The 17,289-nt window shown below is 41.7% G+C and carries 18 protein-coding genes; 17 read left to right on the top strand and 1 reads right to left on the bottom strand.

Translation table 11 applies throughout. The annotated features are described in order from the left end of the window. The first annotated feature begins 67 nt into the window (after positions 1-67). From purR to AC1D7X_RS22245, 4 genes are all read left to right on the top strand, one after another. Positions 68-895, top strand: a complete 828-nt coding sequence (gene purR / locus AC1D7X_RS22260) for a pur operon repressor (protein WP_495458433.1) — start codon at positions 68-70, stop codon at positions 893-895. Between the two features lie 208 nt (positions 896-1,103). Further along, positions 1,104-1,388 carry a septation regulator SpoVG gene (gene spoVG / locus AC1D7X_RS22255; protein WP_495458432.1) on the top strand — a complete coding sequence of 95 codons (285 nt, stop codon included), beginning with the start codon at positions 1,104-1,106 and terminating at the stop codon, positions 1,386-1,388. A gap of 109 nt (positions 1,389-1,497) precedes the next feature. Beyond that, the gene (gene glmU / locus AC1D7X_RS22250) at positions 1,498-2,892 is read left to right on the top strand and encodes a bifunctional UDP-N-acetylglucosamine diphosphorylase/glucosamine-1-phosphate N-acetyltransferase GlmU (RefSeq protein WP_495458431.1); all 1,395 of its coding nucleotides are present in this window, start codon (positions 1,498-1,500) and stop codon (positions 2,890-2,892) included. A gap of 97 nt (positions 2,893-2,989) precedes the next feature. After that, positions 2,990-3,943: a ribose-phosphate diphosphokinase gene (locus AC1D7X_RS22245; RefSeq protein ID WP_495458430.1), complete on the top strand. Its 954-nt coding sequence runs from the start codon at positions 2,990-2,992 to the stop codon at positions 3,941-3,943. A 70-nt stretch (positions 3,944-4,013) separates the two neighbouring features. Here the strand turns inward: AC1D7X_RS22245 and AC1D7X_RS22240 are convergent, their stop codons facing one another. After that, on the bottom strand, positions 4,014-4,214 hold the full coding sequence (locus tag AC1D7X_RS22240; RefSeq protein WP_495458429.1) for a hypothetical protein: 201 nt from the start codon (positions 4,212-4,214) through the stop codon (positions 4,014-4,016). 86 nt (positions 4,215-4,300) lie between these two features. Between AC1D7X_RS22240 and pth the strand changes: the two genes are divergently transcribed. The 13 genes from pth (at position 4,301) to AC1D7X_RS22175 (ending at position 16,960) form a co-directional block, all read left to right on the top strand. Next, complete coding sequence (gene pth / locus AC1D7X_RS22235) at positions 4,301-4,861, top strand: aminoacyl-tRNA hydrolase (protein ID WP_495458428.1); 561 nt, start codon at positions 4,301-4,303, stop codon at positions 4,859-4,861. A gap of 98 nt (positions 4,862-4,959) precedes the next feature. Beyond that, entirely contained in the window at positions 4,960-5,190 is a 231-nt protein-coding gene (locus AC1D7X_RS22230) for an anti-sigma-F factor Fin (RefSeq protein WP_495458427.1), read from the top strand. Between the two features lie 221 nt (positions 5,191-5,411). Then, positions 5,412-8,936, top strand: coding sequence for a transcription-repair coupling factor (gene mfd, locus AC1D7X_RS22225; protein WP_495458426.1), 3,525 nt, complete (start codon positions 5,412-5,414; stop codon positions 8,934-8,936). Continuing rightward, complete coding sequence (locus AC1D7X_RS22220; RefSeq protein WP_495458425.1) at positions 8,923-10,020, top strand: peptidylprolyl isomerase; 1,098 nt, start codon at positions 8,923-8,925, stop codon at positions 10,018-10,020. Before mfd ends, AC1D7X_RS22220 begins: the two co-directional genes overlap by 14 nt. 169 nt (positions 10,021-10,189) lie before the next feature. Continuing rightward, entirely contained in the window at positions 10,190-10,732 is a 543-nt protein-coding gene (spoVT, locus tag AC1D7X_RS22215; protein WP_495458424.1) for a stage V sporulation protein T, read from the top strand. A gap of 186 nt (positions 10,733-10,918) precedes the next feature. Further along, positions 10,919-12,625: a putative polysaccharide biosynthesis protein gene (locus AC1D7X_RS22210; RefSeq protein WP_495458423.1), complete on the top strand. Its 1,707-nt coding sequence runs from the start codon at positions 10,919-10,921 to the stop codon at positions 12,623-12,625. A 91-nt stretch (positions 12,626-12,716) separates the two neighbouring features. Beyond that, complete coding sequence (gene yabN, locus AC1D7X_RS22205) at positions 12,717-14,216, top strand: bifunctional methyltransferase/pyrophosphohydrolase YabN (protein ID WP_495476160.1); 1,500 nt, start codon at positions 12,717-12,719, stop codon at positions 14,214-14,216. Between the two features lie 165 nt (positions 14,217-14,381). Continuing rightward, positions 14,382-14,654, top strand: coding sequence for an HU family DNA-binding protein (locus tag AC1D7X_RS22200; protein WP_068532663.1), 273 nt, complete (start codon positions 14,382-14,384; stop codon positions 14,652-14,654). Positions 14,655-14,656: 2 nt separating this feature from the next. After that, positions 14,657-14,932 (top strand): RNA-binding S4 domain-containing protein, encoded by a 276-nt coding sequence (locus tag AC1D7X_RS22195; protein ID WP_495476159.1) that lies wholly within the window; start codon positions 14,657-14,659, stop codon positions 14,930-14,932. A 174-nt stretch (positions 14,933-15,106) separates the two neighbouring features. After that, entirely contained in the window at positions 15,107-15,391 is a 285-nt protein-coding gene (gene yabP, locus AC1D7X_RS22190) for a sporulation protein YabP (RefSeq protein WP_495458420.1), read from the top strand. Continuing rightward, positions 15,388-15,957, top strand: coding sequence for a spore cortex biosynthesis protein YabQ (gene yabQ, locus AC1D7X_RS22185; RefSeq protein WP_495458419.1), 570 nt, complete (start codon positions 15,388-15,390; stop codon positions 15,955-15,957). Before yabP ends, yabQ begins: the two co-directional genes overlap by 4 nt. Positions 15,958-15,970: 13 nt before the next feature. Continuing rightward, positions 15,971-16,303 (top strand): FtsB family cell division protein, encoded by a 333-nt coding sequence (locus AC1D7X_RS22180; protein ID WP_495458418.1) that lies wholly within the window; start codon positions 15,971-15,973, stop codon positions 16,301-16,303. Between the two features lie 123 nt (positions 16,304-16,426). Further along, on the top strand, positions 16,427-16,960 hold the full coding sequence (locus AC1D7X_RS22175) for a S1 domain-containing RNA-binding protein (RefSeq protein WP_495458417.1): 534 nt from the start codon (positions 16,427-16,429) through the stop codon (positions 16,958-16,960). The last annotated feature ends 329 nt before the right edge of the window (positions 16,961-17,289 follow it).

The raw sequence follows: 17,289 nt of genomic DNA, 5'->3' as shown, positions 1-17,289 counted from the left end.
CTTGTGTAAATACGTATAAAAATGATATATTCAATATATAATATTCGGATTTAGCGAGGAGTATTACGTGAAAAAATTAAAACGAAGCGCACGTTTAGTGGAAATGACTCAATACCTACTGAATAGACCACATACATTAATTCCCCTTACGACATTTGCTGATCGTTATGGAGCAGCTAAATCGTCCATAAGTGAGGACTTGGCCATCATCAAAGAAGTATTTGAAGATGAAGGCATGGGAGAACTTCAGACGTTCGCTGGTGCGACGGGTGGAGTAAGATTTATTCCTAAGGTGACTAAGAAACAGGCTTTACTCTTTGCACAGGACTTATGTGCGCGATTAGAACAGGTGGATCGAATCTTACCTGGTGGATATTTATATATGTCTGATTTACTAGGTGAACCTTCACTTATGAACGAGGCTGGTAAAATTTTTGCAACGGCCTTTTCAGGCAAAGAGATCGATTGTGTGATGACCGTTGAAACCAAAGGGATTCCATTAGCCTATGCTACAGGAGCTCAACTTAATCTTCCGGTTGTCCTTGTTCGTCGTGATCATCAGGTGACGGAGGGTTCTGCGGTAAGTATTAATTATGTCTCGGGTTCGCACAAAAGTATCCATACGATGTCCTTATCACGTCGTGCTTTGAAGGAAAAGTCCAAAGTGCTTATTGTGGATGATTTCATGAAAGCTGGAGGTACGATTCAGGGCATGGTTGATTTATTAGCTGAATTCAATGCCGAGGTAGCTGGTGTTGGTGTCTTGGTTGAATCGGGTTCCGTAGATAGTGAAGAACGATTGCTTCACGACTATGTGTCCCTTGCCACATTAACCGGAGTGGATTTTAAAAGCAAACAAATATTTGTAAGTCCTGGTAATTATTTCGAAAATTAGAGTCGTCTCGAGCTGACGTGCTTTTTGTCGATTTTAGTACGAAAGAAAGCTCATTTAGTAACGAATAACCAAGAAGCTTGTCGAAATATATTTTTATTTCATAAATTCCTGTTTTTAGGATATTTTATTGAGTTAAAAAAAAGGATTTTCGTGTGTTGTGTGGAATTATACACCAAGTCTCTGATGGAAAAAGGTGGTGAACACACACATGCAAATTACGGATGTCAGACTTCGTCGGGTTAATTCTGAAGGAAGAATGAAAGCAATCGCATCCATTACCATTGATAACGAATTTGTTGTTCATGACATTCGGGTTATTGATGGAAATAACGGAATGTTTGTTGCAATGCCAAGCAAACGTACTCCTGATGGAGAATTCCGTGACATTGCCCACCCAATCTCTTCCGGTACTCGGGAGAAGATTCAGTCTGCTGTACTGGCAGAATACGAACGTGCGGCTAATGAAGAAGAAGTGATTGAAGAAGGCGCTTAAGTTACAATATCGGGGTATAAAGAAAAGAGAGCCATTACATGGCTCTCTTTTCTTTTTTCCTAGAATAAGATATATTCAGTAGTGAGTTTATGAGCAGGAGGTTAGACCCTTGAAAAGAATGGCTATAGTTCTTGCTGCAGGTCAGGGCAAGCGGATGAAATCCAAATTATACAAAGTACTTCATCCTGTGTGTGGGAAACCAATGGTAGGACATGTACTTGATACCGTTAAACAGGTCAACAGTGAGCGAGTGATTGTGATTGTTGGACATGGTGCGGAAGCCGTACAATCTTATCTTGGGAACGACGCAGAATATGTGCTTCAACAACAACAGTTAGGAACAGGTCATGCTGTGAAGCAGGCTGCGCCTTTACTTAGAGATGAAACAGGCTCTACGATTGTTATTTGTGGAGACACGCCTCTAGTAACGCCTGAGACGTTGGAAGGGCTGATGCAACTGCATGAGAGTAATAATGCAGCGGCAACCGTATTGGCTGCCCAAATGGATAACCCTAAAGGTTATGGACGTGTTATACGTGGAGAAGACGGTAACGTACTACGGATTGTGGAACAAAAGGATTGCACACCACAAGAAGATGCTGTACGCGAAATTAATACAGGTACGTACTGTTTTGACAATGCTAAACTATTCGCAGCGCTTGAGAAAGTGACGAACCAAAATGCTCAAGCAGAATATTATTTGACAGATGTTATTGGTATTCTGGTGAAGGCTAATGAAACGGTTCTCGGATATATCACGAATGATACTGCTGAATCTATTGGTGTAAATGATCGTCTTGCTCTTTCAGAAGCTGAACAATTTATGAGAGAAAGAATTGCAAAGCGTCATATGTTGAATGGAGTTACGATTATTGATCCTTCTGCAACTGTCATTGGTGCTGATGTCAAGATTGGTTCAGATACAGTTCTACTACCAGGGACTATCATTAAAGGGTATACTGTTATAGGCGAGGACTGCACCATTGGACCTAATAGCGATATAGATTCATCCATTATTGCAAATCATGCCGTCGTCAAGCATTCTGTTCTTGATCACGCTGAGGTAGGTTTGCGTACAATGGTTGGCCCTTTTGCTTATCTGCGTCCAGGATCTAAGCTTGGTGAAGATGTCAAGATTGGCGACTTCGTAGAAGTAAAGAACGCAGTCATTGATAATGGCTCAAAAGTATCTCATCTAAGCTATATTGGTGATGCTACTGTCGGTAAAAATGTCAATGTGGGTTGCGGTGCAATAACTGTTAACTACGATGGGTATAATAAATCTATGACAGAGATTGAAGATGACGCCTTTATTGGAAGTAATGTCAATTTGGTTGCTCCTGTCAAAGTAGGTAAAGGTGCATTTATTGTAGCGGGTTCAACGATAACTCATTCGGTTGGCGAGAATGAAATGGCAATTGCGAGAGAGCGACAGGTGAATAAACCTGGATATGCAGAGAAGATTCGTAATCAAGCCAAAGCAAAGAAGAATAAGGGGAATTAAACCCTTACAGATGTTGAACTTCAATTGGCTAGGTGAACTAATCAGTGTTTAATAACAGACATGAATTCAATGAATCCGCACGGAGGGTTTTTATTTTATGACTTATTGTGATTCCAAACTCAAAATATTTACTTGTAATTCTAATCCAAAGCTGGCTAATCAAATTGCTGATTATATCGGCATTCCTATGGGAGACTCCCATACAACAAGCTTTAGTGATGGCGAAATTCAAGTCAAGTTGTCCGAAAGTGTTCGTGGCTGTCATGTATATATCGTACAGTCCACTTGTGGTCCGGTAAATGATAATCTGATGGAGTTATTGGTGATGGTTGACGCATTGAAACGCGCTTCGGCGAAAAGTATTAATGTCGTTATTCCGTATTATGGATATGCTCGTCAAGACCGTAAGGCTCGTTCCCGTGATCCTATTACTGCAAAGCTTGTTGCTAATCTGATTGAAAAGGCTGGTGCCCATCGCTTAATTACGATGGATTTACATGCCATGCAGATTCAAGGATTCTTTGATATTCCTGTAGATCATATGCTGGGTGTTCCGATTATAGCCCAATACTTCCGTTCGATGCAGATTGAGAATCCTGTTGTGGTATCTCCAGACCATGGCGGCGTAGTCCGTGCAAGAAAATTGGCTGATTTCCTTAATGCGCCGCTTGCGATTATTGATAAGCGTCGTCCTGAGCCTAATGTCAGTGAAGTTATGAATATCATAGGTCATATTGAAGGTAAAACGGCGATATTGATTGATGATATTATCGATACAGCAGGAACCATTGTATTGGGTGCGAATGCACTTATTGAGGGCGGAGCGAAGGAAGTCTATGCATGCTGTACACACCCTGTATTATCGGGACCAGCTATGGAACGACTTGAGAACTCTCCACTGAAAGAAGTTATTGTAACGGATACGATTCCGATTACACATCCTAATCCAAGTAACAAGATTAAGGTGCTTTCAGTAGCTCCTCTGATGGGTGAAGCAATCATTCGTGTTCACGAAGAATTGTCGATTAGTAAACTCTTCGAGATTGAGTAGAATGTAGAACGTAAACAAAGGGTTATACCTCCTCGGTAGAGGAGATATAACCCTTATCGTGCATCCTTTTTTAATATCCTGGTCTCGAAATGAATGTATAATATTGTTGATTATAAAGAGTCCCTTCAATTTCAACAAAGTACTTATCAAAGGATTGAATATTTCCAATGTCCACATGGATACCTCGTTTGAGAACTTGAACGGGAATTCGATATGCGTAGTGTTGCTTGAAATGGCTGAATAGCGTTAGAATCTGACCGAATTCAATCAAGAAAATGTCACCTGCAGTTCTGATATTTGGGTTGTTTGAGTGAGATCATTGTAACAAATAATGTCTTATGGAGGATATAACGATCAATGAAATGGATTGTAGGACTGGGGAACCCAGGTTCCAACTATGATAAGACGCGCCACAATATAGGATTCATGACCCTCGATGCGTTAGCTGCACGTCATGGCATTACATTTGGCCCGAGTAAATGTAAGGCATTGGTGGGTGAAGGGAATATTGCAGGAACGAAGGTGGTCCTCATTAAACCGTTAACCTATATGAATCTTTCCGGTGAGTCTGTGCATGCATTTATGAGCTATTATAAAGCCAATCTGGAAGATCTAATTGTTGTTTATGATGATTTGGATACAGAAGTAGGTAGAATACGGCTTCGATACCAAGGAAGCGCAGGCGGGCATAATGGAATAAAATCCATTATACAACATACGGGGACACAGACATTTAATCGAATCCGCCTAGGAATATCTCGTCCGAATCCAGGCGTTGCTGTTGTAGATTATGTATTATCTCCCTTCGCTAAAAAAGAGAAAGAATATGTCCAACAGATGATAGACCATAGTTGTGATGCGATTGAATATAGTCTCGATCATTCGTATGAGCATACGATGGCCAAGTATAATGGCTAAATGTCTGCGTTGATTCTATCCCAAAAAAAGGATTACAGGGCTAACTTGGAACGAGTCAGGGCATAATGAGGGTATAAACGATCCTCAGGAGGCATAATATGGCTATAAAATACATCTGCCGACATTGTAATTCATTGTTAGGAACGATCGATTCAACGGTGATAACTGAAATGCAACTAGGTTTGCATTCCTTGACCCCTGCAGAACGTCGGGATATAATAGCGTATGATTTAAGTGGTGATGTGACAGTTAAAGTCACTTGTGAATATTGTAATGAAGCGTTAGTAAATCATCCTGAATTGAGCTTGATTTCTAATCCCCTTCAGTAATAAGAGTGAAGCCAAAGACTGATTTCAATGTCTTGACGGCAGATTCACTGCCGTTACATGGCCTTAGCAGTTTGCTGAGGCTTCTTTTGACGATAAGAAAGAAGAGGTTGTAACATACAAGATTAGTAAATTCACTCTTTTGTATGTTTGGCTAAGGTAAAAATAAGAATAACTTGGAAGTAAATCTATCGTTACTAGTAAGTATAAGAGAGGTGCCACTTTTGCTACAAGCACTTATAGAAGCTTTTTCTAAGGACCCTGATTTAAAATCAATTGCTTCCGGAATCACGGTGGGCATGAAAGAACAGCTCATTTCGGGATTATCTGGATCAGCAAGGCAGATCATGATGGCTTCACTGTTTGAAGAGGTAAAACGTCCGTTATTAATTGTGACCCATAATATGTTTTCTGCTCAAAAAATGGCCGAAGATTTGCAGGAAGCACTTTCTCCTGACCAAGTGTTGTTGTATTCTGCCAATGAACTTGTTGCAGCTGAATCTGCCGTTTCTAGTCCAGAAACGCTGGCTCAGCGTATTGATGTTTTAATCAAATGTGCACAAGGATTTACAGGAGTTGTTGTAGCCCCTGTATCTGGTGTGCGTAGACTGTTGCCTGCTCCAGAAGTTATGGCGAATGCACAGATCACAATCCAGTATGGAGGAATATTGCAACTGGATTCTTTTCTGATGCGCATGATTGAAATGGGTTACGAACGTGTTGAACGGGTAGAGAGCAAAGGTGAGATGAGTATTCGCGGTGGTATCATCGACTTCTACCCCATGACGTCATTACTCGCTTATCGGGTTGAACTATTTGATGATGAAATTGACTCTATTCGTACCTTCGATCCAGCAGACCAAAGATCTATTGATAAGGTTAACAAGGTCGTAATTACACCTTGCAAAGAGATCATTGCGGACCATGTAAGGTTAGACAGAGCAGCAAATGCAGTAGCGGTTCTGCTAGAAGCCCAGCTCGATAAAATGGTAGATCGTCAAGCTAAACTTCGACTACAAGAGGAAATAAACCGAGAGATTGAAATGTTACGTGAACATGTTTATTTCCCAGAAATTTATAAATATATTTCCTTGCTTTACCCGGAAAAATGCCATTTGTATGATTATCTGCCGAAGGATACGATCTTGATTCTAGATGAGCCTACAAGATTATTCGAGACGGCTAAGCAACTGGAACGGGACGAATCGGAATGGAATTTACATTTGTTGCAGAATGGCAAGATGTTACCACAAATGCCACTATCGATTGATAATGATGAAGTGTTATATGAACGTCGCTTCCAGACGTTATTTCTCTCCATCTTTTTACGTCAAGTTCCGCACACACAACCTCAAAACATACTGAATATTACTAGTCGCGGAATGCAAGATTTCCATGGACAGATGAATGTTCTGAAGTCTGAAATGGAACGTTGGCATAAGTCTGGCGTCAATGTCATGATGCTGGCCAGTAATGAAGAACGTATGGAACGTATGAGACGTGTTTTATTGGATTACGGAATTGATGAGCCTATTATGCTTCAAGGGAACTTGCAGACCGGATTCGAGCTACCATCGATTCATTTAGCTGTCATTACAGAGGGAGAAATGTTCTCTCAGAAGCAACGCAAGGTCAGAAAGCTAAGTAAAAATATTGATAATGCAGAACGCATCAAAAGTTATACCGAGCTCAAAATTGGCGACTATGTCGTACATCAGAATCACGGGATAGGTAAATACGTAGGTATTGGTACGTTAGATATCAATGGTATTCATAAGGATTATTTGCATATTCTTTATGCCGGAGGCGACAAGTTATCTGTTCCTATTGAGCAAATTGATCTCATTCAAAAGTACGTTGGTTCTGAGGATAAAGAACCGAAGATTTATAAGCTAGGCGGCAATGACTGGGTACGTGTTAAGAACAAAGTCCGATCTACCGTACAGGATATTGCTGATGATCTGATCAAACTATATGCTGAACGTCAATCGACGACAGGGTATGGATTTGAGAAGGATTCCACAGAGCAGCAGGAATTTGAAGAAATGTTTCCCTATGATGAAACTCGAGATCAGATTAGAGCGATTGAGGAGATCAAGAAGGATATGGAACAGGGCCGTCCAATGGACCGCCTACTCTGTGGTGATGTCGGATATGGTAAGACAGAAGTAGCGATTCGAGCTGCATTTAAAGCTGCAATCGAAGGTAAACAAGTCGCTGTGTTAGTTCCAACAACGATATTAGCTCAACAACACTATGAGACATTCAGGGAACGCTTCTCTGGATACCCAATAAATATCCAAGTGCTGAGTCGTTTTCGTTCTCGCAAGGAGCAAAACGAAGCTATCAAGGGGATTCGAGCGGGAACGGTCGATATTATTATTGGTACACATCGATTGTTGTCACAAGATCTTATATTTAAGGACCTTGGCCTTCTTATTGTAGATGAAGAACAAAGATTCGGTGTTACTCACAAAGAGAAACTGAAGAAGTTAAAGACTAATGTGGATGTGCTTACACTAACAGCAACACCAATTCCACGGACACTCCATATGTCGATGCTAGGAGTACGGGACTTGTCCGTTATTGAAACACCACCAGAGAACCGTTTTCCTGTTCAGACCTATGTTGTGGAGCACAGCCAGACGCTTGTAAGAGAAGCTGTGGAACGGGAGCTAGCTCGGGGCGGGCAAGTGTATTATTTATACAATCGAGTACAAGGAATTCAAGAGATGGCCAGCCAGATTTCGGCTCTTGTACCTGATGCTAAAGTCGGTGTAGGACACGGGCAAATGAATGAGTCAGAGCTTGAAAAGACCATTCTTGATTTCTTAGATGGTGAATATGATGTGCTGGTGAGTACAAGTATTATTGAGACGGGTGTAGATATCCCTAACGTAAATACGCTAATTGTACATGATGCTGATAAAATGGGTCTGTCCCAGCTCTATCAGTTAAGAGGACGTGTCGGTCGCTCCAATCGAATTGCTTATGCTTATTTCACATACCAGAAAGACAAGGTGCTAACCGAAGTTGCGGAGAAACGCCTTCAGTCCATTAAGGAGTTTACCGAACTGGGATCAGGATTCAAAATTGCTATGAGAGATCTTTCCATTCGGGGTGCAGGTAACTTGCTTGGAGCGGAGCAACACGGATTTATCGCTTCAGTTGGGTTTGATCTGTATTCGCAGATGCTTGCTGAGGAAATTCAGAAACGAAAGGTAACCGTACTGGGAGAGGAAGCTCCTCCAGAGAAGGTATGGAATACCCTGATCGATATCGCAATAGATGCGTATTTGCCATCTGATTATATTTACGATAGTATTCAAAAGATTGAAATTTATAAAAAGGTAGCTGCAACAGCTTCCTTTGAAGAGGTTTCTGAGATTGAAGACGAGCTCATTGACCGTTTCGGAGAGTTACCTGAAGCTGTAGTGAATTTACTTGCTGTGGCACGATTGAAATTGTACGGTAAAATGTACGGGGTTGAGTCCATTGTTAAGCGTGGAGATGACGTGACACTTAAATTTTACACAGGGCAAGAGAAGGCAGTAAATCATACCCAGCTTGCATCCATTGGAAATTCCTTTCAAAGACGTGTACAATTTGAACAAGAGTCTGTCATGACCATTCGCATCAAAGGCAAGGGATTAGAAGAAAAGCAGCTGTTGGACCTTCTGGAACAATTTCTTGAAGCCATCCGAGAGCCGTTCAAATCGAAAGGGGAACTTCAAGATGTTGTCAAATAGGAAATCGTCGAAAATTGTGTCCGTAACGCTAGTAGGGGTATTGGCGCTATCTTTGTTATCTGCTTGTGGTAAAAGTAGTGACGATGTTGTTGCTACATATAAGGGTGGAGAGATCACACTTGCTGAATATAATATTGAGAAAAATGTACTTACCTTTTTATCACCTCAGTATGAGCAACTAGCAGAAATGGATGAATTCAAAACGTATCTTGTTAATCAACAAGTGGCCTTTGAATATTTGAGTAGCAACGCTACCGATGCATCTAAGACTTCAGGCGAGAAGATATCTGCTGATCAGTTGGCTCAAATGAAGCAACAGGCAGGTGGAGATGAGGCTTTTAAAGGTCTATTGGATGAACAAGATCTGAAGGAAACCGATTTGAAAGGCTATTTGGATCAAGTCATGATCTCGATGGAAGATATGAATAGTAAGGTTACAGATGAAGACGTGAAGAAAGAATACGAAGCTACGAAACAAGATTACACGGTAGCTTCCGTAAGACATGTTCTAATCGGATTAACCGATGCTAACCAGAAAGAGCGTACCAAGGAAGAAGCGTTAAAGATTGCAAAAGATGTGAAGTCCCAGTTAGATAAGGGAGCAGATTTTGCAACGATTGCGAAGAAGTATTCCGAGGATCCAGGCTCTGTTGACAATGGTGGCTTGTATGAGAATACACCAGTGGGTCAGTGGGTAGAAGCATTTAAACAAAGTGCGCTAACTCTTCCGATGAATACCATTAGTGATCCTGTAGAGACCGATTATGGATATCACGTGTTAAAAGTGGAGTCACGTACGGAGACAACCTTTGATAAATTAACGCAAGCTCAAAAGGACACGATCAAAAATTCATTGGGTTCTAAAATGATTGATGACTTTATGAAAAATGACTTGCCAGATATTATTAAAGAGGTGAATTTGCCTAAATCACCTGCAGCAACAACTGATGAGAAAACGACTCCTGAACCTGGACAAGACTCTACGGGTACAGGGACTGATGCAACAAAGACAGACACAACAACACCTGCTACGGATACTAATTCCGGTACTGATACGGGTACAAGCACCGATACAGGTAAGTAATAGGTTAATTCAAGAATGAAGCTGTGTAATTATTATCTGAGCCATATGTATAAGGAACTGGATAGAGTTGAATACTATGGTCAGATATCACACTAATAACGGGGGATTATTTTTCCCTTTTGAAACAGTAGTTGAAAATCTTCTTTTAGAAAGTGGGGCAACATGTGAAATGAAAGCTACTGGAATTGTACGCCGTATTGACGACTTAGGCAGAGTTGTAATCCCGAAAGAAATTAGACGCACCTTACGAATTCGTGAAGGTGATCCGCTTGAAATTTTTGTCGACCGTGATGGTGAAGTAATATTGAAGAAATATTCGCCGATCGGAGAGCTTGGCGATTTCGCTAAGGAATACGCTGAATCATTGTATGAAGGAACAGGACATATCACAATTATCTCGGATAGGGACACTTTCATTACTGTAGCTGGAGGCTCCAAGAAGGAGTATCTAGACAAACAAGTAGGAATACTTATTGAGAATTGTATGGATAGTCGCAAAACGTTGTTGGAAACCAACAATGGAAGCTATGAAATCAGCAAAGACCATCAAGAAGCACTTTCTTCTTATGTCGTAGCACCTATTATTTCAGGTGGTGATCCTATTGGGTCCGTCATTCTTATGAATAAAGATGAATCTGTGAAGATGGGTCAGATGGAAATTAAGATGGCTGAAACAGCTGCTGCCTTTCTAGGCAAGCAAATGGAACAATAATATAGTGTGATCTTCAACCCATTCCCGTTATTCTTTAGTTCCTGATACTCGGAGCAAAGAAGCGGGTTTTTTTTGTTGAAATGAATACATCTTTGAAAGAGGACGGTGCAGCTGTTTCGACTTGTGGAGTTCTTCGCGGTTATAATAGAGTGAACGAACTTAATTATCCGCGCAAGGAAGTGAATGATGAAGGAAGCTAATGTCACGATAGCCTCAAGAATGCTACATGGGGCATTCATTTTAACCTTTGCTAGTGTTCTCTCGAAGTTGATTGGCACATTGCAGAAGATTCCTCTGCAAAATATGGGCGGCGATATCGTATTTGGTATCTATAATACCGTTTATCCATTTTACTTACTGGTTATAACGTTAGCCATAGCTGGTTTTCCCCTTGCGATCTCTAAGTTTGTGGCCGAGAATGATGCTGCAGGTAACTTCAGAGAGAGCAGACGGATATTAAGGTTGTCCTCCATAGTGATAGGCGTATTGGGTATCGTACTTGGCATCTGCACTTATGTAGGTGCTCCACTCATTGCGAGGTGGATTGATAATTCCCACGTCGTATCCGCTATTCGCTACGTTTCGATCGCCTTTTTATTCGTACCCTTGATGTCGTTATTACGAGGATTCTTCCAAGGGCACCAGAATATGATGCCTACGGCGATCTCACAGATTGTGGAGCAAAGCGTACGTGTTACGGTAATGATCCTTCTTCTACTTTATCTAACTTCAAAGCAAGCCGGACCGGAGGATATTGCTGCTGGAGCTCTTTTTGGGTCTACTGCGGGTGGGGCTGCAGGGTTACTAGTGATGTTGGTATATTGGTTTAGATACCGTACAAGAGTAGGCAAGACAACAGGACAAGCAGAATCAGTCACAGGTGTTGAGACGGCTATTATGAGCAGTACAGAGGGTTCTACATTCATGTTGAAAGCGGATGTGTCTCGCTCGGAAAGTTCATGGAGACTTTTTAAAAAAGTTGCGGTTTACGCCATTCCTATTTGCCTTGCATCCTTGGCTGTTCCACTAATGAATTTAGTGGATACCTTTACTGTCCCGCGTCTACTTAAATCAAATGGCATAAATGACGCAGGTGCCATGATTGAATTTGGGGTCTATAATCGTGGTATTCCGCTGGTTCAACTAGTAACCATGGTGGCTACGTCGTTATCTGTTCTTTTCATCCCTGCGTTAGCAGAGGCAAGATTCAAGGGGGATCACCTCTTAGTGCAGAAGCAATGCCGTTTGTCTCTTCGTTGGTTCTGGATTATTGGTCTTGCGGCATCTGTTGGTCTAAGCACGTTGGCTGAACCGATCAATGTGATGTTATATCAAGATGCAACAGGTACAGACACGATACGTTGGATCGCATTTACGGCGGTATTTAGTGCGATTAGTCTGATCTCAGCCTCGTTACTCCAGGGAATTGGTATCGTCAAGGCGCCGGCAGTGAACTTGCTTGTTGGTGCTGCTGTAAAGGTGCTACTCAACTTGCTGCTGGTACCACAGCTTGGTATTACTGGTGCGGCCATCGCTGGCGTAGCCGCAAATTTCTTGGCAGCAGCGCTTAACGTAGCGCTGTTAGTTCGTGGCACCGGTCTGCGCTTAAGCGCCGGTGCACTTCTGGTTAAGCCGGCGGTTATCCTCGCCGGCATGTTCAGTGCCGCCGCTGGTGCCCAGTGGGCGGCGGCAAACGTCCTGTCCGCCATAGGCATCCATTCGGGTCGCTTGAGCGCCGTAGTGGAGAGCCTAGGCGGTGTGACGGCAGGTGCTGTTGTGTTTATTATCTTAGTGGTGCTTACTAAGCTAATAGAAGAGGAAGAGTTACGAATGTTACCTAAGATTGGAAACGGATTAACACGTTTATTACAGAAGTTACACGTGTTACGTTAAGTAATGTACGCTACAATAGTCGATATAGCTTTTGGTGGGTTATTGTAGAGCCCATCTGTCAATGATGGTGAAATAGAGTGGAGGTAGACGTATGAGTTCAACATTAACGGTCGTAGGTCTTGGATCGGGTAATCCTGACCGGTTAACGTTAGGTATTGTGAAGACATTACAAAATGCTTCGAGTGTATACGTTAGAACGAAAGAACATCCTGTTATGTCCGTATTAGAGGAATGGAACTTAGCGTTTCAGTCATTTGACGATATATACGAAACACATGATTCTTTCCCTGAGGTATATAACACGATTGCTAACCAATTAATCGAGAAGGCTATATCAGGCGAGGCAGGTACAGAGATTGTGTATGCTGTGCCAGGTCACCCCATGGTAGCAGAGTCTACGGTGCAGTTGCTTCGAGAACGTTGCACAGAACACAGCATTACATTACAAGTACTAGGCGGAGAGAGTTTTCTGGACGAAGCTTTTACAAGGCTTGGATTTGATCCGATTGAAGGATTTCAGCTATTAGATGCAGCGGGATTGAATAGTACGCTTATACAGCCGCAGTTACATACCTTAATTGGACAAGTCTATGACGTTTACACAGCTTCAGAAGTGAAGCTAAGTCTGATGGACATATATCCCGACGACTATACAATTATTGTGGGTCACGCTTTGGGTGTAGAAGGACAAGAGAATATTCAACATGTACCTCTATATGAGTTAGATCGTGTTGAAGGTTATGGTAATCTTTCGCTAGTATATGTGCCTGGAAGTGATGAAGATCATCTTCGACAACGGACGTTTGCTCGTCTACATGAAATTGTAGGTACTCTACGGAGTCCTGAGGGATGTCCTTGGGATCGAGAACAGACCCATACTTCATTACGCAAAAATCTAATTGAAGAGACCTACGAGGTTCTTGAGACAATCGACGAGGATGACCCTGAGCATATGCAGGAGGAGCTAGGAGACTTATTACTACAAATCTTGCTTCACTCACAAATGGAAGAGGAGAACGGTTCCTTTAACGTCTACGATGTCATTCAAGGACTTAATGATAAGCTGATCTTTCGTCACCCCCATGTATTTGGAGATATCGTAGTGAAAGATGCAGAAGCTGCTCTTCAAAGTTGGGATCAAATGAAAGTGGAAGAGAAAAGTCGAAAAGGTCTAAGCCCGGAAAGTATTTCTGTATTAGATGGCGTTCCCCGAGATCTGCCTGCTCTGATGAAGGCATACAAATTGCAAAAGAAAGCAGCTAAAGTAGGATTTGATTGGGATGATATTGAGGGCGTATTTGCTAAGATAGAAGAAGAGCTAGCAGAATTACGTGAAGCTATTGAACAGGGACAGAGCCATGAAGAGCAAGTGCTAGAGCTTGGGGATCTACTCTTTGCTGCATCTAATGTAGCCCGGTTTATTCATGCGGATCCAGAAGAGGCATTATCGAAGACAAATCACAAATTTGTACAGCGTTTTCAATTTATTGAGGATTATTTGCAATCACAGGGAAGATCTCTTTTAGATAGTAATTTGGAGGAAATGGAAGAGATATGGGGACTTGCTAAAACGCAAATCGCCAAAAAATAGCAAAATTCGAATGAAAATAATAAAAACTATAACAGAAAAGCAGGGATTTGTAACTAAATCAAGAATATCCATATAGTGCAATTTCGGTGTAGTGACGGTATAATAACTCCAAGTCCCATACCGATGTATGACAACTTTTCTATATATATTTAGGAGGAACTAATGATGAACAAGACAGACCTTATTAACAACATTTCAGAAAAAAGCGGATTGACTAAGAAAGATGTTGAATCTGTATTGAATGGTTTTCTAGGTGAAGTAACAGATGCGTTAGCTGGCGGAGATAAAGTACAATTGATCGGTTTCGGTACATTCGAAACTCGCAAACGTGCTGGCCGTACGGGTCGCAATCCTCAAACAGGAAATACAATTGAAATCCCTGAATCAACAGTTCCAGCTTTCAAAGCAGGTAACAAGCTTAAGGAAGCCGTAAAATAGTTATGAGAATTGATAAATTCCTGAAAGTATCAAGGTTAATCAAGCGGCGTACCGTAGCGAAGGATATTTCAGATCAAGGTCGGGTCCTTATCAACGGTCGGGAGTCCAAACCTAGTAGTGCGGTAAAAGTGGGCGATGAGATTACAGTTCAATTCGGCCAGAAATTAGTTACCGTGCGTGTCGAGGGACTTGCTGAGAGCACCCGTAAAGAAGAGGCGACAAGCCTCTACACCTTGGTCAAGGAAGAGCCTATCGCTAGGGATACAGGTTTCGAATAGTAGTAGGACTTAGATTTATCATGGAGCGTTCCTTTCTTAACTGAAGGGGACGTTCTTTCTTTTTGTAAAAAATATACAAAAGGATAAGTTAGATAGATTATATTTGTCAGACTCATGGAGTTCTATTGGACGAATGCTTGCCATAAGCTATCTGTAGAAGGAGGGGTACATGCTATGATTGAGCAAGGAAAGCCGAAAGTGCACGATCTTCATATGCAGAACCGCAGGCAGATTCATATGACAGGCGTTTTGAATGTAGAAAGTTTTGACAGCGAGGAGTTTCTGTTACAGACGGAACTCGGACATTTGACCATCAAGGGTCAGAATTTACATATTAAAAACCTTAGCTTGGAGGAAGGTCTCCTTTCCATCGAAGGGCTAATGCATTCCCTAGTATATCTGGATCCCGGATCCCACCATAGTAAAAATAAAGGAATGCTGGGCAAACTATTTAAATGAATCCCTACGTACAGTGGATTACGCTGTTCTGGATGTTATTCTCAGGGACAGCGATGGGACTGGCTTATGACAGCTACCGGGTGCTGTCCAACCAGTTCCATTTTCCCAAGTGGACCGTCCATTTACTCGATTTAATATACTGGTGTGGAATGGCAGTATTTATATTTAGAATGCTTTATATTAGTAATCATGGAGAATTACGATTTTATGCATTTGTTGGGTTATTTATAGGTGTGTGGGGCTATTTTTTAATCTTAAGTGTTACAACCCAACGATTTGTGGTAATGTTAATAAAGGTAGTGCAATATGTATTATATTTGCTGAAGAGGTTATTCATAGTCGCCATTTGGTGGCCTATTAGAACTCTATATCGATTGGTACTGAGTATATTAGGTATCCTGTGGACCTTGATCATGTTCATTCTCGGGATTGTATTACGGTGTTTACATCCTTTTTGGAGACTACTGAAATGGATGCTTTATCCGGTAATAACGAAATTGAGAATTCCTGAGCTGATCCAGAAAGTGAAGCAGATTTGTGCAAATTTGTGGGATCGTTGGTCCTAAGGAGGGTTCATTCATGGGGAAGTATGCCTCGCAGACAACTAATCAACAATCAACAAAATATGTAGGCGGGCGCAGAAGATTGTCTTTATGGATGCTCTTTATGGTTCTTTTTATGAGTTGGGCAGGATATACTCTATTTAATCAGAACTCACAAATTGCAGAGACCAATGCTGAATTGGTTAAGAAGCAAGCAACCAAGGCGGAATCAGACAAATCTGTACAACAATTAGAATATGAAGTTAACCGATTGCAGGATCCTGAATATATCGGGCAACTGGCACGTAAGGAGTATGGTCTATATAGACCGGAAGAAATTCCAATTCGTCCGGAGGTCTCAAGCCCGTAATATAGGCGCGGATGCAGGTCATTACTCAGTTGACCTTACTTTGCGCATTATGTATAATCAAATCACCACAGCCAAGATTTATAAATTTTGCTGTATATTTTTAAGGGAGGATCATTTTATTCTATGGCAATCGAAGTAGGCACCAAGTTAGAAGGCAAAGTGACAGGCATAACCCATTTTGGAGCATTTGTGGATCTGTCAGGAGGTGTCACAGGTCTCGTTCACATCTCAGAAATCGCTGATAATTATGTTAAGGATGTCAATGATCATTTAAAGATCAATGATGTCGTTACGGTTAAAGTGATCAATGTCGACAAGGACGGCAAGATCGGACTATCCATCAAACAAACTGTTGACAAGCCACCAGAAGCAGCTAGACCACCAAGAAGTCCAAGACCTGAACGTAGCGGTAGTACTGGAGGCAGTACTGGCGGAAGAGAAGGCGGCGGAGAAAGATTTAGTGGCGGAAGAGAAGGTGGCGGCGGTGGCGGTGGTAGTTACAATCGTGAACGGGGCGGGCGTTCGTTTAAGCCTGCTGTCAAAGCTACATTCGAGGATAAAGTGTCACGTTTCCTAAAAGATAGTGAAGAACGGATATCGTCCATCAAGAAAAACACAGAGTCCAAACGTGGCGGACGTGGCGCTAAGCGCATGTAATAGTGAATATCATAAGATAACCGTAGCAGGCGAAAGCCTCTACGGTTTTTTTGTCGTCTGAAATTAATTGCCGACAACTTCCAACTGATTTCCAACTATCTCATGTTTAATCGCTAGACAAAAAGGAAGAGGTCACTACTATTTTCTGAAGAGAAAAATTCATGAAGGTAGTTTTAAAGTGTTGTGTGTTAAGCGATTGAACCACATTCCCGACATTCCGCAACGGAGGCTTTTTTGTCGGAAATTTCTTCTGTGCTTGTCCGCTGTTATGACAAACTTTCTTGATTCACTCACTCTATAATGGGTACCAACAAACAATATTAAGGGTG

Source organism: Paenibacillus sp. Y568 (assembly GCF_059445545.1).
Note: the sequence above shows the minus strand (reverse complement) of the source record. Positions and strands in the feature narration are given on the sequence as shown.

Bases quoted from the DNA above. Each gene is read 5' to 3' on its own strand.
- AC1D7X_RS22180 (WP_495458418.1), top strand. From the start codon at position 15,971: ATGGGGAAGTATGCCTCGCAGACAACTAATCAACAATCAACAAAATAT.
- AC1D7X_RS22220 (WP_495458425.1), top strand. From the start codon at position 8,923: ATGTTGTCAAATAGGAAATCGTCGAAAATTGTGTCCGTAACGCTAGTA.
- yabP (WP_495458420.1), top strand. From the start codon at position 15,107: ATGATTGAGCAAGGAAAGCCGAAAGTGCACGATCTTCATATGCAGAAC.
- spoVT (WP_495458424.1), top strand. From the start codon at position 10,190: ATGAAAGCTACTGGAATTGTACGCCGTATTGACGACTTAGGCAGAGTT.
- AC1D7X_RS22195 (WP_495476159.1), top strand. From the start codon at position 14,657: ATGAGAATTGATAAATTCCTGAAAGTATCAAGGTTAATCAAGCGGCGT.
- AC1D7X_RS22230 (WP_495458427.1), top strand. From the start codon at position 4,960: ATGGCTATAAAATACATCTGCCGACATTGTAATTCATTGTTAGGAACG.
- AC1D7X_RS22175 (WP_495458417.1), top strand. From the start codon at position 16,427: ATGGCAATCGAAGTAGGCACCAAGTTAGAAGGCAAAGTGACAGGCATA.
- yabQ (WP_495458419.1), top strand. From the start codon at position 15,388: ATGAATCCCTACGTACAGTGGATTACGCTGTTCTGGATGTTATTCTCA.
- AC1D7X_RS22245 (WP_495458430.1), top strand. From the start codon at position 2,990: ATGACTTATTGTGATTCCAAACTCAAAATATTTACTTGTAATTCTAAT.
- AC1D7X_RS22200 (WP_068532663.1), top strand. From the start codon at position 14,382: ATGAACAAGACAGACCTTATTAACAACATTTCAGAAAAAAGCGGATTG.
- spoVG (WP_495458432.1), top strand. From the start codon at position 1,104: ATGCAAATTACGGATGTCAGACTTCGTCGGGTTAATTCTGAAGGAAGA.
- yabN (WP_495476160.1), top strand. From the start codon at position 12,717: ATGAGTTCAACATTAACGGTCGTAGGTCTTGGATCGGGTAATCCTGAC.
- AC1D7X_RS22210 (WP_495458423.1), top strand. From the start codon at position 10,919: ATGAAGGAAGCTAATGTCACGATAGCCTCAAGAATGCTACATGGGGCA.
- pth (WP_495458428.1), top strand. From the start codon at position 4,301: ATGAAATGGATTGTAGGACTGGGGAACCCAGGTTCCAACTATGATAAG.